Source organism: Nonomuraea sp. NPDC049400 (assembly GCF_044466425.1).
Classification (GTDB): Bacteria; Actinomycetota; Actinomycetes; order Streptosporangiales; family Streptosporangiaceae; genus Nonomuraea.
Genome location: NZ_JBITMP010000100.1, coordinates 1 through 14,573, shown reverse-complemented (window position 1 = coordinate 14,573; position 14,573 = coordinate 1). Strand labels below are relative to the sequence as shown.

The following is a 14,573-nucleotide window of genomic DNA, read 5'->3' as shown; positions in this document are numbered from 1 at the left end:
ATGCAGAGGGGAGAGCACCTCGAAGCCACACGCGTCAAGATCATTCCAGGTGGAGCGAAACTACGCGATCACTTCACAGCGAGTGGATCAGAACCCTCCGTCATGGCCAGCAGTGTGTTAGATATCTGGCCGCCAGCGGGGCGCACTAAATGGCCATTGACACACCGCACCTCCCGGCGTTCACGGAACGTGGTTAGGCATCAGCGTATGGTCACGCTCTTCACTCTCGCTGAAGGTTCTTCGACATGGCGCTCCAGCAAGTCCTAGACACAAGACCCCTGGCACCAGCAGGGCTATCACGCACGAAGGGATCACTCCATGCCAACGAACACCAGCGATATACATCAGCCTGACTGCTGCCGAGCCGACGGCGAATCCGTCGATCCCGCCAGCTCTGTCACCGCCGCATACGCGGCCTTGCTCGGCCTGGCCCCGCCCAAGGACAGCATGGCATTCGCCCGCCAGCTCGACCCGATCACCGGCCGGCGACGCCAGCGGATGGACGAGGCCGCCCGGCACGCGTGGAACCTCGCCCGGGGGCGGCAAACCTCAATCCAGGTCCACCATTGGGTTCTCGACGCCATGGACAACATCTCGCGGGCCCTGGACATGACCGCCGCAGGTCAAGCTCTCAGCGACGAGCACGTGGCCTGGCTGAGTGTGCTGGTCTCGTCCAAACTCGTCCGAGACACCGCCGCCACCGTGCTGACCACGTGGGCCGTGACCGATCACCTCCGGTTGTGGAGCGAGGTCACCCGACTGGCCCATCCTAGGGACGCGTTCGGGCCGGCCTTGCTTACCGCTTTTTTCGCGCTGAAGGCCGGTGATGGTCCATTGGCCCAGGTGGCTCTCGACCGGGCCCAGAGGATCAAGCCAGGCGACCGCAATATCGAGGTGCTGCGCCTGGCCGCACAGCTGGGTCTCGGCCCGCGCCAATTCGCCCGGATGCAGGATCGGCAGCGGCAGTTGCTCGCACGATCCGCGGACACCTTTCAGCGCCTGCGTGGGGCGTCGCCTGACCGGCCATGCTGAACGTCGGCGCGCCGGACTGTAGCGACGACTACCTGCTGGATACCGAAGAGCACTACCTCCGGAGCTTGCGCCTCTTCCCGCTCCTGAAGGCTGAGCAAGAGGTGGCACTCGCCAAGCGGATCGAGGCCGGCGTGTATGCGGCACACCTGCTGGACACCGGCGGTGACCATCACGGGTACACGCCGGAAGAGCTCGAGCAGGTCCGCGCCGACGGTCAAGCAGCCCACCGGCAGATGATCGAAGCCAACGCGCGGCTGGTGCCGTTCGTCGCCTGGCGTTATCGGGGACGAGGCATGGATTATGCCGACCTCATCGCCGAGGGCAACTTCGGGCTGCTGCGGGCGGTGGAGAAGTTCGACTACACCAAAGGGACCAAGTTCTCCACCTACGCCGTCGTGCGGATTCAGCAAGCGATCATGCGTGGGTTGGAGGATCGCACTGGCGCGTTCGCCTTCCGGCTGCCCAGTCACATTCACGTGCGGCTCGCCGAGTTGGGAAGACAGGAGCGATACCTGCAGGACGAACTTGGGCGTGAGGTGACCCCGGCCGAGTTGGCGCAGGCGACCGACCTGCCCGTTTCCGACGTCGTCCGGTTGCGTGCCATGGCCCGGTGGTCGCTCAGCCTCAATCAGCCACTGAGCGAGGAGGAGGACAACAGCGAGGAACTGGGGGAGCTCATTCCCCAACGGAACTGCGACGGGATCACCTACGACCTTGCGGAGCAGGTCAGCACGTCGCTGGCATTGACGCAGGTCCGTGACCTACTCGCGCTGCTGTCTGATAGAGAAGCGCGCATTCTGTCCCTGCGCTACGGGCTGGTGGACGGCCGCCCACGCTCGCCGACGGAAACCAGCCAGGAATTCGGCATCACCCGGCAGCGCATCAGCGTCATAGCGGCTCGAGCGCTGGCCAAGCTACGCGCCAACCCAGCGGCAGGTTCCCTGGCCACGGCCTTGCTGGGCACCGACCCGAAGCTGTGACCAAGGGACCTTGTGAAGGGGATCGGGGTGCCCCGCCGCTCGTCTGGAGCCTGCCATGGGCCCTGTCCGCGTGGGAAGGCCAAGCCGCGCTTCGCGCGGTCGCCTCCGGCGAGCCTCCCGCGCTCCCCGGGCCCATGGCGGACGGCTTCCAGACGGCGGGGCACCCCGCCCTGCTGCAGTTTCCGTTTCAGGGAGATGTGTGCCCACCGCGCTCGAAGATCCGTCCGTTGCCACACCGACCACCACCGTCACCATCTGGCACAACACCAGCGACAGCGCCTTCCTCGGCTGGCAGCCCAGCGACCAGATGATCAAGGTGTTTGTTTACCGCATCCCGGCCGCACAGGCCCTCGCTCCGGAGCACGCGCTGGAGGAGGCGTTCGCCATCTTCAACGAAGGCCGCCACGACCGGCGTGCCCGGGCCTACTGGAGGGCCCGAAACCGGTCCTTGAGCGTCGGCGACATCGTCGTTGTCGCCGACATGCCGTTCGCCTGCGAGCCCACCGGGTGGAGCCCGCTGAACGGCACCATCACCGCCTCCAGCCAAGAGGTGCGCGGCTCAAGACCGTGGAGGGGCTGATCGCCCTCCGGCCCCCCACCCCGCCGGCCACATCCGCGTCGGCCTGAGCAGGCACTCCGAGCGCGTCGACGCCGGATGCGCCGCAGCAGCGTGCCTGCCCCACGACTGGTCCTTCCTCACCCTACGAAGGAGTTGCGTGACCGCAACGATCGAGCTCGCCGAGCCACCCGTCTCCAACCTTGACGTTTCTCCCGAGATCCCGGAGCCGGATCCGCTCGCGGGCCCCGATTATCCGCCGTACGCGGAAATCCCGATCGAACGCCTTGAACTCAACCCGTACAACGTCCGCCCGCTCGATGAATACGGCATCACCGACGACTACATCCAGACCATCAGGGACCTCAACGGTCCCGAGAACGATCTGGTCGTCTTCCCATCGCCAACCAACCCCGGCATGTTCTGGCCACACGATGGGAACCGCCGGCTTCGCGGCTCCCAGATGGCTGGGCTGACGACGCTGTGGTGCCGGATCAAACCGGAACTAGCCCACGACCGGCGGGCGATGCTGCTTGGCCAGCTCACCACCAGTCACCAGCACGAGCCGCTGTCGGAAGGCGCGACGGCCGACGCCCTGTTCCAACTGGACGGGATGGGAGTGTCCCGCGACCAGTTGCGGCGAGCGTCCGGCTGGAAGGGCGACCAGGTCGACGCCGCGATCAAGGCCGGCAACGTGTCGGAGGAGACTCGCGCAGCGTTCTCGGCTATTCGGCAGCGGCCGCCGACGATGCAGGAGGCTGCCGCGCTCGCTGAGGTGGAAGACGACCCTGACGCCAAGAACGAGGCCTTCGGGCTCATTCGCACCGGGCATACAGCCTACTCGGCGGTGAGTTTGGTTAAGCGCCGCCGCAAGGAGGCGGCCATCATGGCGCAGCTCACGGCCGAGCTCCAGGCCGCGGGCGTCCCGATCACCGAAGACATGCCCGACGGCGCGGTCAGAGTGTGGCGGCTGGTTGACAGCGACGGCGCCGAGATGTCCGACGAAGCGCACGCCGCCTGCCCGGGCCACGGCGCCTACTTTCCGTCCAGGACTTCACCCGCCTTCTATTGCACGGTGCCGGCGCAGCACGGCTATACGGTGCCGCCGCAGCGCGTCGAGCCGCCGCGACTGCCGACCAAGCAAATCCGGGAGGGCAACACCGCCTGGCGCTCCAGTGGCGAACTTCGCCAGGAGTGGCTCAAACAACGCCTGAACTCCCGCACCGATCCGGGGCAGGTCGTGCTGCGCGCGGTCGCCCGGCTAGTGGCGATCGAGATGCCCGCTCCGCTGGCCGACAAGCTCGGCAGCATCCACAGCATCTACAACAGCCGCCAGCCGACCTTCTACACCGACCTGGTCGGCAATCCCAAGGCCAAGCAGGTCGCGACCGCGCCCACCGCCAGGCTCTCCTGGATGCTGTTCGCCCGTGTCGCCGCCACCATGGAGCACTGGCTGACCCAGACCAGCTACTCCGACTACCTGTGGCGCCCTGATCGCGGCCGCGAGGCCGACCGCAAGATCGTCGCTGACTGGTTCGCCCTATGCGAAGAACTCGGCCACACGCTCACACCGATCGAGAAAACACTGCGCAACGGTTCCCCCTACACCCCAGACCAAGCGGCTGGCATCGACACCGGCACGACGGTGGCCGACGACACCGAGGCCGGCGACGACCGATCCCTCAACGACGAGGACTTCGCCGGCGACACCGCCGCCGATGGGGACTTCGGCGACGGGGACCTTGACGAAGCGGACGTCGACTCCGTCGACGACGATCAGGATGTCACGGACACGCCCCTCGACGAGCACACGCTCGACGCCGACGTGCCGACGTCCGACGACTGAGGCCACCCACACCCCCTGGCGACGACCTCCGCTGTCACCGGTGCACGCCGCCGAAGCGAGGCGCACTCCGATGGGACTCCCATCCTCGCCAGTCCGCACAACCGTGCGCGCGTCTTCAACCTGAGCCAGCTTCCCCACCGTTGTCCGCGCTACGGCCGGACGGCAACCGGACCCCGAGCCATGCGCCACATCGAAGCCGCCGCATGGCACCAGCAGTTGGCCACCGTGCCGAGCCCCACGGCCGCCAACCCCGTTGAAGGCCAGGGCCTGCTCGCGGGCGCACGCTGCATCACCTGCCAGCGCAACGCCCGCGTGTACGGGTCCGGGGCCGCCACTTCCCCCTGCCCGAAGGACGACATCTGTATGACCGTTGCCGAAGCTCTCGACACCCTGCACCTGCTCAAGCCCAGCGAGGTCGCCGCGTTGTTCCGCGTCCGCGTGCCCACCATCACCCGCTGGGCGAATACCGGAAAGCTCACCTGCGTCCGCACCCTCGGCGGGCATCGCCGCTACCGCCGGACCGAGGTGGCAGACCTGCTCACCAGCGAATCCATCGCCTGAGCACGCCCCGCTTGAGCCGCCACGCCGACGTGCCCGGCAACCCACCCCGTTCGACCATGCACGGGCCCTGCCGCACCTGAATGCGTCAGGCCGGCCGACGGACTGCCCCAAGGAGCTCACCCTTTCGTGACCCGCACCACCCCATCTTCCTCGACGCGGCTGGGACACCCCCAGCCGCGAACCACCCACCACACGCACGAGGTGCGCCGATGACCCGGCCCTCGCCTGCGGACACGCCGCCCGTGGAGCTCAGCAAGGACGGCGTCGCCTGGGTGGACGTGCTGCGCAGCGTCGACCTCAGACAGAAAGAGATCGACAACGCCTGGGCCGACCTGAACAAGCGGAAAGCTGACCTCCTCGCCCAGGCCGGGTTCACCGCGCTGGAGGAGGAACTGAAACAGAAGCAGGCCAACCTCGACGGAATCCTCGAAAAGGCTGCGGCGATCTTCAAAATCGAGATCGGCGCCGACGGTATCGGTGCCGTCGACGGCACCCCCGTCGTGAAGGGCAAACAGACGCGTAAGCGGACCTTCCTGACCGACAAGTTCTTCGCCAGCCACCAGAACCTGCAAAGCGAACGAGACAAGTACACGAGCTTCGGCGAGCCCAAGTACAAGCTTTCGCTCCTGCCTGGTGCCTGGCAGGAGCGGAGCCCGTGACGGGAAGCGCGCTGGCCGCGGCCACCGCCCTTGAGGACCTCGCCGACGACATCGACCGCTACATCGCGCACGCCACCACCCATCAACCGCGCAGCCTGCAACGACGGCTGGGCCCCTCCGACCTCGGCTGCCCCTGTGACCGGCGCCTGGGCTACCACCTGGCCGGAGTTCCCCCTCGCCAGCAGCCGTCCAAGTGGGAGGCCTACCTCGGCACCGCCTTCCACGCGCAGATGGCCCGTGACCTCGCCACCATTCCCTGGCAGCCCAGGCCCGGCGTCGTCGTCCCGCGGTTCCTGGTCGAACAGCGCCTCTACGTCGGACAGCTCGGCGGCCAGGACATCTTCGGCACCAGCGACGCCTACGACCAGGCCACCAACAGGGTCATCGACTGGAAGCTGGTCGGCAAGCGCTCCCTGGCCCACTACCGCAGGCACGGAGCCGGACCCGGCTACAGCGTCCAAGGACAGATCTACGGCAAGGGCTGGCGTCTGAAGGGCTATCCCGTCGACGGGATCACGATCGCCTTCATGCCCCGCAGCGAACGCTACGGGCGCCGCCACTTCTGGCACCAGCCCTTCAACGAGCAGATCGCCGACCAGGCGCTGGCCCGAGGCAACGCCATCGACGCGGCGATCAAAGTGGCGGGCCCCCAAGCCCTGCCTCACCTGTGCACCGCTGATGCCCAGTGCCTGTGGTGCCCCTGGTTCGACCCTGCCAGCCGGGACGTGACCCAAGGCTGCCCCGGCGAACTCGACCTTCCTCGTATCACCCCACTCACCCCATCCAGCACCACCCACGGCCTCTGAGGAGACGCCCACTTGACCACCCCCAACGACCGCCTCATGCGCGGCGGCCTGCCCACTGCTTCCTTCCTGACGGTCGGCACCAAGGTGTCCGGCTACGTCCTTCGCGACATGGAGGAGATGGCGCAGCGCGAGTACGACACCCGAAAGGAGATGCATTTCGACAACGGCGACCCGATCACGATGTTCCTGATCGTGCTCGCCACCTCCGAGCGTCGTGACGACATTCCCAACGACCTCGGCATGCGGGCGCTGTACCTGGACAGCCGCAACAAGAAGCGCGCGGTCCGCGACGCGGTCCGCCGTGCCGGAGGGACCGGCGTCGGCGTCGGCGGTCATCTGACGCTCATCTACGTGGGGGACGAGCAGCCCGCCCGGCCGGGAGGGATCGGCGCCAAGATCTACACCGCCGAGTACGTGCTGCCCGAGGCGACCGCAGCCAACGTGAGCCTGCTGAACGAGCCTGACCCGTCGCTGCAGGCCGTGCCGCTGACCGCCGCCCCGGCCGGTCAGCCGCCGGTACTTTATCCGCCTGCCGCGGCTCCGGCCGACTACCCGGCGGCCTACAACCCGGCCATCCCCTCCCTCGGGCAGGGCGCGCCCGGCTACCCGGCGCCGGGCTCGCCATACCCGGCCGCCGGGTACCCGGCCCCCGGCATGCCCGGCTCGCCGTACCCGGCCCCCGCCATCCAGCCCGCGCCGACCGCGCCGACCGCACCGGTGGCGGTCCCGAACGAGGGGGCGGCCGCCCCGGCCGCAGGCGCTCTGCCGCCCGCTCCGCCCCACCTGGCCATGCTCAACCCGGAGCAGCTGGCCGCGCTCGGCTACGGGCCCGCCGCCAGCTGACCGCTCCCCCCATCGCGCGGCAAACCCGCCGGGCTCGCGCTGCCTTCTAAGGAGGCCGCAGGCCCGGCGGGGCCGCCCTTTCTGCTCACACCTTGCTCCATCCACTGAAGGGGACGCCTCGATGCCCCGTGCACTCGGCTGGGAAGTGCGCCACACCAGCGTCAGCACCGGCCACAACAGCGACAAGTTCTACCGCCTGCTGGTGGTCGGCGACGTGCTCATCGTCAACTACGGGCGGATGGGCTCCGCCGGCCGTTTCAAGATCGACAAGTGTGGCAGCGTGCAGGCCGCGCGCGAGACCGCGTTGCGCGTGACCGGCGAGAAAGAACGGCAGCGCGAGGCCTACCTGCCCTTCCGGGAGCCGGCCGTGTTCGAGGTCGACGAGGACGACCTGCACAACTGCCTGCACGGCAGCGCTTCTCAATCACAGCAGGCCAAGACTCGGATCGTGCGGGCCTTCACCGACGCGGCCCCGACCTTGCCCTGGCCGCACTGAATCCTCCCTCGCAACCCCACCTCTCTGGAGGACCACATCTCCACCAGCACTCCTGCGCAGGAAGCCGCACGCCGAGCCATGGAGACGCTCAACGACGACGACGGATTCGACAGCGGACGGTTGCCCAACAGCGCGCAGCCGCCCGCAACGGGGCCCAAGCCCATCGGCAAGCGCACCCGGCCCAACGGCGAGGACTACCACCCGCGCCAGATCGGCCACCTGGAGGACCTCGCGCTGCTGCGCGACGCGTGGATCCGCGGCAGGCACGTACTGATCGGCGGGCCGCCCGGCAGCGGCAAGACCGCCTGGCCTCAGGCGGCGTTCGCCTCCCACGACGGTCCGGGCCTGTACATGATCGCAGGTAACGGCAACACCGAAGTGGAAGACCTCGTCGGCGGCTGGCAGCCAGACCCGTCCGCACCCAGCGGTTACAGCTGGCGCCCGGGGCCGCTGACCAAGTCGATCATCGATGGAAAGCCGCTGCTCATCGACGAGATCGCGCTGATCCCGCCGGAGGTGCTGGCGGTCTTGTACGAGCCGATGGACGGCCGCGGCGTCTTTCGCGTGCCCTCCCGCCCGGATTGGGCTCCCCTGCCCATCGCTCCGGGCTGGTTCGTCGTGGCCACCTACAACCCGGACGTGCCGGGCGCTCAAATGTCGGACGCCCTGCGCGACCGGTTCTCCCTGCATATCGAGGTCACGACGGACTGGAACATGGCCCGCGACCTCGGGGTGCCCTCCCAGTTCGTCAAGCTCGCCCAGAACCTGGACGAGCGACGCCAGCACGGTGAGGTCACCTGGCAGATCGAGCTGCGCACGCTGCTGGACGCCCGTGACATCGCCAAGGACTACGGCGACGCCTTCGCGGTGAACAACCTGCTGGCCAAGGTGCCGCCGGAGCACCGCGACATGGTGCAGGAACTGGCTCGGACCCTGTGGCCGAAGGCCAAGCCGGCCGCATCCGGCGGACGGTTCGGCGCGTGAGCACCAGTCAGGGCCGCCGCGCCGAGGAGGCGCGGCGCAGCAGCACCGGCAAGCGGGTCAGCAAGCGGCTACGTGAAGCACGCGACGACCTCAACGTGCGGCTCAACGCCATCGTCGAAACCATCACCGGCCGCAGCGACATCCTCACCACTATGGTGTGGGACCAGCCCGAGGGCACCCCGCCGGGCTGGTTCGAGCCGTCGAAGGCGCTGATCACGGTCAACGCGTCGGTGCTGGCCGCGGGCACCCATCCCGACAGCGTCGATCCCACCACCCGTGAAGGGCGGCTGGAGCAGCCCGTCCTGGTCGGCGTGTACTGCCACGAGGGCGGACACTCCCGCAGTCCCGGCTGGGATCAGCGCGCCATCCACCAAGGCGCCTCCTCGCACCTCATCGCCCGGGTCTGCGAGATGCTGCTGGAGTCCTGGGTGGACGCCACGCAGCTGGAGGATCGGCCAGCCGACGAACAGTGGCTGCGGGCCGCCATGCGGCATCTGCTGACCTTCCCACCGGTGGAGAACCTCTCACCGCAACAGGAACAGCTGCGCGCGGCGGCCGCCGCCATCCTGGTGCTCGGACGTGTCGAGGTGGGCGTGCTCACCGCCGAGGACACCGCCGAGGTCGAGTCCATGACCCGGGATATCCTCGGCGACGAGGCCCTGGCCGACGTGCGCGCCCTGCTGACGGAGACGCTCACGCTCACCGAAGGCGACACCGAGGCCTTGATCGACATCGCACAGCGCCTTCTGTCCCGCCTGGGCATCGACCCGGATGATCCCGAGGACGCCCAGGCGGCGCTGCCGGTCCTGGCCTGCCACAGCGGCGGCCAGGGCGGCAGCAGCCACGACACCTCCCCCGGCGCCAGCACCGCCGACCCCAGCCAGCCGCCGGCCGATCCGCTGGCGGCCGCCATCACCGCGATGGCCGACCAGGTCGCCGATGATGCCGGCACACAGGCCAGCCGCGAACTCGCCACCGCCCGCGCCGCCGCGCTGCCCGACCCCAAGGTGCTGGCGGCCAAGACCAGCGAAGCTAAAGAACGCGCTGCGGCACAAAACGCCGCGGCTGTGTTCGGCCCCTCGCCGCGACGACGCAACGGCCCCATCACCGGGTACCGGTCGCCCACCAGCCAGGAACGCGTGGCCGCGCAAACCCTGGCCACGCACCTGCGCCGAGCACGTCACCGCGGAGCTGACGTCACCGTCGTGCCGCGCGCCTTCCCGCCCGGCCGGCTCAAGACCCGGGCCGCGCTGCAAAGGGCGGCGCAGGAAGCGCAGAACCTGCCCGTCACCGCCCAGCCGTTCCGCCACCGCCGCCGCGCCACCGTCGAAGCGCCCAGCCTGCGCGTCGGCCTGGCGGTTGACGTGTCCGGATCCATGGAGGCCACCGCGGCCGCCCTGGCCAGCGCCATCTACGTCATCGGGCAAGCGGTCCAGCACGTCCAGGGCCGTTCGGCCGCGCTGGCCTGGGGCACCCAGCTCACGCCGCTGACCCGGCCCGGCCGCGCCCCGACCCAGGTGCCGAAACTGGACACCAGGGAAGGTACCGCCGTGCTGCCGGAGGCGATCCGCGCGCTGGACGGCATTTTGGGGCTTGCCCAGAGCGACCACGCTCGCCTGCTGGTGATCGCCTCCGACGGCCGGTTGGACTCCACCGCCCAGACCGCCACCGCCGCCGGACTGATCAGGCGCCTGGCCGAGCGGGGATGTCCCACCCTGCAGCTGTGCCTGGACGGCAAAACCCGTCTGCTGCCCGGCGCGGTCGAAGTGATCGCAGACGACGCGGCCGGTGCAGCTCACGTCATCGGACAGGCAGCGGTCACCGCGCTCAGCCGGGCTCGCCCCTGATCCCGGCCTCCGCGCGACCTGCGCCGCCTCCGACGACCAGCGCCGGGTCGTTGCCGGCGCAGCCGCGGGCGGGCTACCTCCCTCCACGCGGAAGGCCGCCCCGGACGTGTCCTGCCGCACCGCCACCGCGCAGGCAGGACACGTCCTCCGGCGGCCGCGTGAACGACCGCCACACCCTACGAAAGGGACACGACCACGCCCGCCTACGAGAACCTGACCCAGGTCGAAGCCCTGGCACGAGCGGTGGCCGTCGAACTGGGCGACGGCTTCCACGCTGAAAAATGGGACCGCGGCCCCTATCTCGGCCCGCACCTGGTGCTGATCAGCGGTGACCTGCGCATCGCACTGCATCACAAAACCAACGGCGACCTCGCCAAGCGGCGCCTGCGTTTCAAGGGGCTCTCCCCCGGCCCCGACCTCGACCGGGCCATGTGCCTCAATGGCCCGGAGGTGTCGGCAAGCATGGACCGGCCGCCCGGCTCCATCGCTGGCCAGATCACCAGCAGGCTGCTGCCCCACTACCGGCTCCGCGCCGTCGCCGACCGTGCCCAATGGGATCGCCACGTGCAACGACACACCGCCCGCGAAACCGAAGCAGCCCGCCTCGCCGCCCAGCTGCCCCGAGGAAAGCACTTCCCCGACACCTACCTCAGCGCCTCCAGCTGCGCCCGTTGGGACTCCGAACGCGGGTACGGCGGCATCAGCGTCTTCGGGTCCGAGGGCGAGCTCACCTACAACATCCACCTCGTCGGCCTTCAGCTCAGCCCTGCGGAACTGGCCGCCTGCCTCGACCTGGTGCACACCCTCAACCGGCCGCCGACGGCGGCGCATCCGGCCACGATCCCTCCCACCGGGTGAGGGCGAAGCCTGCAATCAGCACAACCGACTATCCCTTCTTCTGCTGGAGACTGCCTTCTTGATCGCTGAACAGTTTCCGCCGATTGACATCGAATGCCTGATCAAGACGGCTGTTGATCTGTGGCACGGTGCCGAGCTGTCCACCCGCCAGCGGGACGTGCTCGCCCGAGCCGACGCCGCCATGGAAGCAGACCACGCCGGGCAGAGGCCGACGTCCCCGGCAGCGAGCGCTGTGCTCGAGTCGCAGCCCGCCGACCGTGTGTGGATTCTGTGGCACAGCACCGGCGTGGTCACCGACGCGGGCCTCAGCGCGCATCGCAGCGAGGACGCGGCCGTGGCTCAGCTCGCGCAGCACGCGCGAACCTCCTGGCCAGGCGGCGATGACGGTGTGCCGGAACAACCGCCCGCAGACGATCGCCAGGCCGTCGACCTCTACTTCGGCCCGGAAGGAGAGCGTGACGGCGACACCTATCTCCTGCGCGAGGTAGCGATCGGTCCCCGCCGGCCGACGCGTCTGCTGCCGCTGGGTCTTCGTTTCCCTGACCCGGCAGGCTGCGCACAGGCCAACCGCGAGGCGATCTTTCACCCCATGACGGAAGACGGCACTCTTCCGGCTCTCGAAACGGCCGGCGTCCTGGTGTTCGCCTACCTCGATGCCGCCGAGAAGGCGGTCCGCGTCTCCGTTCACCTTGACACCACCGACGAGCGGCTCATCCGGGCCGACGCAACCGTACCGCTGCGCGTCATGGTGGGCGACGCTGTCATCTTCGACGGCAGCGGGCACGCTGGCCCCACCTGGAACCTGCTGGACGAGCTGCTCCAAGCCGCCGACCACCGGCAGTCCCTGGCCATCGAGGAGGCGGCGCTTGCCGCGGGCATCCTGTGGCGCTGCCCGGCCTGCCGGTGGGACAACCCTCGCGCGGCTGCCTGCTGCCAAGGCCCCGGTCTGTGCCGAACCCCCGCGCCGGCAGCCGCCCATTGATCAAGATTGGTGCAGCCCGGCAAGGAACGACCGCAGCGGCTGCGCTCGCTGCCTGGGCCGCGGTCGCCATCCGATTCAGCGCGCCCACCGGCGGTCAGGGGAATTGCCCACCCGGCATCCTCGTAGCGCTTGGCCCCTCGCCGAGATCCTGCTCCTCACCGCGCCCCGTCCTCGAAGGCCTTGCCGTCTCGTGCTCCAAGGGCGTGTGACCGGCGCTGATGCAGCTCACGCTCGACGCACCGGAGTTTGCTCCGGCGCCGCCCTCCTTCGTCAACTTGTTCGACTACGACCTGATCATCATCAATAGCAGCGCGGGCAAGGATTCGGCGGCGCTGCTCGCATACGTTGCCAAGCTCATCAAGGAGCAGGGCTACACCGGCCGTGTCGTCGTCCTCCACAACGACCTCGGCACCACCCCCTCCGGGGAGCCGATCGAGTGGCCAGGCGTGGCAGAGCTTGCCCGCGAGCACGCCGACAAGTACGGGTTCGCCTTCCACGTCCGCACTCGTGAACTGGGAGGGCTGTGGCACCAACTCGTCTACGAACGCCGCAATTGGCCGTCCAGTTCGGCGCGCTGGTGCACTTCTGATCAGAAAACGTCGCAAGGGATGAAGCTCGTCACCGAACTGGTCACCGAGCTGCGCGAGCAGGTGGGCATCGCCGATCGCCCGATTCAGGTCCTGTACGCGCTCGGCATCAGGGGAGAGGAGTCCAGCCGGCGCGCAGGCATGGACATCCTGGCCGTGGACACCTCGCACTCCAGCGGCAACCGCACCATCCACCGCTGGCACCCCCTGAGGGACTGGACGATCAAGCAGGTGTGGGACCAGATCAAGGAGGCAGGGCTGCGCCCCCACGCCGCCTACGACTGGGGGATGACCCGCCTGTCCTGCTCGTTCTGCGTGCTCGCCTCCACCGAGGACCTGCTCATCGCCACCACCCGCCGCCCCGGACTGCACGCCGAACTGATGCAGGCCGAGCAGGAGATGGGCCACTCCTTCAAGCAAGACCTGTCCCTCGCTGAGATGCGCGCCGCGCTCGACGCCGCCGACCTGGAGGCCGCCGCCCCCGGCGACGCCGAGCAGGCCCGCCAGAGGGTCTACCAGCTCGCCTACACGCGCATCGAGACCATCCAGCGGCGCCGCCACGAAAAGAGCCTCACCAAGGACAAGCCCGTCCCCATGTGGTCGCCCGCGCGCATCGCCGCGAAAGCCGCCGCCGAGACGATCCGCACCATGGCCGCTGCACGTCGCGCTCTGGCTCTGGCCGCGTGACAAGGGATCCCCAGCTGACCTGATCCAGGACTGGCAGCCCCTCCGGCCAGGCCTTCCCCTCGACTACAACGCCTATTCGACATGGTGCCCGTCACGAGAGGAGCGCTTCATCGCCCGGCACGTTTCGACGTACTAGCCGTGCGCCGCGGTGATGAAGGCCGGCCGAGCGCAACCTGTCCACGACGCAGTGCGCCGTGGCGCAGCACAGGGTGAGCGGCCACGACCACGTAGCCGGCCCGGTCAGAACCCTCGGCCTCCCCGCGCCAGCCTCGTCGGCCACGTGCCGCCAGGTCGGCAGGTAGCCCGCTGGCAGGCCCCGCCTCCTTTCCGGGGTGATGGCGCCTCGTCGCAGCCACGCAGACCGCGGTTCCGCGCTCTCCCACCCACCCCCTCACCCAAGGAGTTCGCCCTGGGCGTCCGCTCCCACATCACCACCGCCGACCAGGTCGCCTTCGAAGTCGTGCCCGCCGACCAGCTGGATTACCTCCTCGAAGACGACGAACAGCCACCCAACGAGCAGGCCCTCGTGATCGCCGACGTCGGCAACGAAGAGGAGTTCGTCATCTTCGGCACCCTGGGCGAGCTGACCACGCTCAGCCACGAAATGTCGGAGCACTGCTGGGCGGCCGAGCAGCGCACCACCACATCCGCCTGAGCGGCATCCACCACACGCACCGTCTGAACGCAGCGCCATCACCCCGGAAAGGAGGCGCAGTTGGAGCGTTGGATGCTCCAGACTCCGCTCCTGGCTCTTGGCACTTCCCCCTGGTTGGTGGACACGCTGATACTGGATCTTGCTTGATCCGGAGGAAGCGAGAAGACCGCCGATGGCGTTGAAGGACTACTCGG

15 protein-coding genes are annotated in these 14,573 nt (G+C 68.9%); all 15 read left to right on the top strand.

What is annotated here, in order from left to right:
- The first annotated feature begins 318 nt into the window (after positions 1–318).
- The 15 genes from ACIBVN_RS58790 (at position 319) to ACIBVN_RS58720 (ending at position 14,379) form a co-directional block, all read left to right on the top strand.
- Positions 319–1,032: a DUF4192 domain-containing protein gene (locus tag ACIBVN_RS58790; RefSeq protein WP_397151316.1), complete on the top strand. Its 714-nt coding sequence runs from the start codon at positions 319–321 to the stop codon at positions 1,030–1,032.
- Positions 1,026–2,012: an RNA polymerase sigma factor RpoD/SigA gene (locus tag ACIBVN_RS58785; RefSeq protein WP_397151314.1), complete on the top strand. Its 987-nt coding sequence runs from the start codon at positions 1,026–1,028 to the stop codon at positions 2,010–2,012. The genes ACIBVN_RS58790 and ACIBVN_RS58785 overlap by 7 nt, the downstream gene beginning before the upstream one ends.
- Positions 2,013–2,211: 199 nt before the next feature.
- Positions 2,212–2,592 carry a hypothetical protein gene (locus ACIBVN_RS58780; RefSeq protein ID WP_397151312.1) on the top strand — a complete coding sequence of 127 codons (381 nt, stop codon included), beginning with the start codon at positions 2,212–2,214 and terminating at the stop codon, positions 2,590–2,592.
- Positions 2,593–2,728: 136 nt separating this feature from the next.
- A complete protein-coding gene (locus ACIBVN_RS58775) occupies positions 2,729–4,414 on the top strand; it encodes a ParB/RepB/Spo0J family partition protein (RefSeq protein ID WP_397151310.1) in 1,686 nt (561 codons plus the stop codon).
- Positions 4,415–4,777: 363 nt separating this feature from the next.
- Complete coding sequence (locus ACIBVN_RS58770; protein ID WP_397151318.1) at positions 4,778–4,975, top strand: BldC family transcriptional regulator; 198 nt, start codon at positions 4,778–4,780, stop codon at positions 4,973–4,975.
- Between the two features lie 209 nt (positions 4,976–5,184).
- Entirely contained in the window at positions 5,185–5,634 is a 450-nt protein-coding gene (locus tag ACIBVN_RS58765; protein ID WP_397151308.1) for a hypothetical protein, read from the top strand.
- Positions 5,631–6,440: a hypothetical protein gene (locus tag ACIBVN_RS58760; protein WP_397151306.1), complete on the top strand. Its 810-nt coding sequence runs from the start codon at positions 5,631–5,633 to the stop codon at positions 6,438–6,440. Before ACIBVN_RS58765 ends, ACIBVN_RS58760 begins: the two co-directional genes overlap by 4 nt.
- 12 nt (positions 6,441–6,452) lie before the next feature.
- Complete coding sequence (locus ACIBVN_RS58755; protein ID WP_397151304.1) at positions 6,453–7,283, top strand: hypothetical protein; 831 nt, start codon at positions 6,453–6,455, stop codon at positions 7,281–7,283.
- A gap of 121 nt (positions 7,284–7,404) precedes the next feature.
- Positions 7,405–7,779 carry a WGR domain-containing protein gene (locus ACIBVN_RS58750; protein ID WP_397151302.1) on the top strand — a complete coding sequence of 125 codons (375 nt, stop codon included), beginning with the start codon at positions 7,405–7,407 and terminating at the stop codon, positions 7,777–7,779.
- 78 nt (positions 7,780–7,857) lie between these two features.
- Positions 7,858–8,763, top strand: coding sequence for an AAA family ATPase (locus ACIBVN_RS58745; RefSeq protein ID WP_397151300.1), 906 nt, complete (start codon positions 7,858–7,860; stop codon positions 8,761–8,763).
- A complete protein-coding gene (locus tag ACIBVN_RS58740) occupies positions 8,760–10,610 on the top strand; it encodes a hypothetical protein (RefSeq protein WP_397151298.1) in 1,851 nt (616 codons plus the stop codon). The genes ACIBVN_RS58745 and ACIBVN_RS58740 overlap by 4 nt, the downstream gene beginning before the upstream one ends.
- 243 nt (positions 10,611–10,853) lie before the next feature.
- Positions 10,854–11,468 carry a hypothetical protein gene (locus tag ACIBVN_RS58735; protein WP_397151296.1) on the top strand — a complete coding sequence of 205 codons (615 nt, stop codon included), beginning with the start codon at positions 10,854–10,856 and terminating at the stop codon, positions 11,466–11,468.
- A gap of 58 nt (positions 11,469–11,526) precedes the next feature.
- The gene (locus ACIBVN_RS58730) at positions 11,527–12,450 is read left to right on the top strand and encodes a hypothetical protein (RefSeq protein ID WP_397151294.1); all 924 of its coding nucleotides are present in this window, start codon (positions 11,527–11,529) and stop codon (positions 12,448–12,450) included.
- A gap of 218 nt (positions 12,451–12,668) precedes the next feature.
- A complete protein-coding gene (locus ACIBVN_RS58725) occupies positions 12,669–13,724 on the top strand; it encodes a phosphoadenosine phosphosulfate reductase family protein (protein WP_397151292.1) in 1,056 nt (351 codons plus the stop codon).
- Positions 13,725–14,004: 280 nt separating this feature from the next.
- Entirely contained in the window at positions 14,005–14,379 is a 375-nt protein-coding gene (locus tag ACIBVN_RS58720; protein WP_397151290.1) for a hypothetical protein, read from the top strand.
- Positions 14,380–14,573 lie beyond the last annotated feature (194 nt).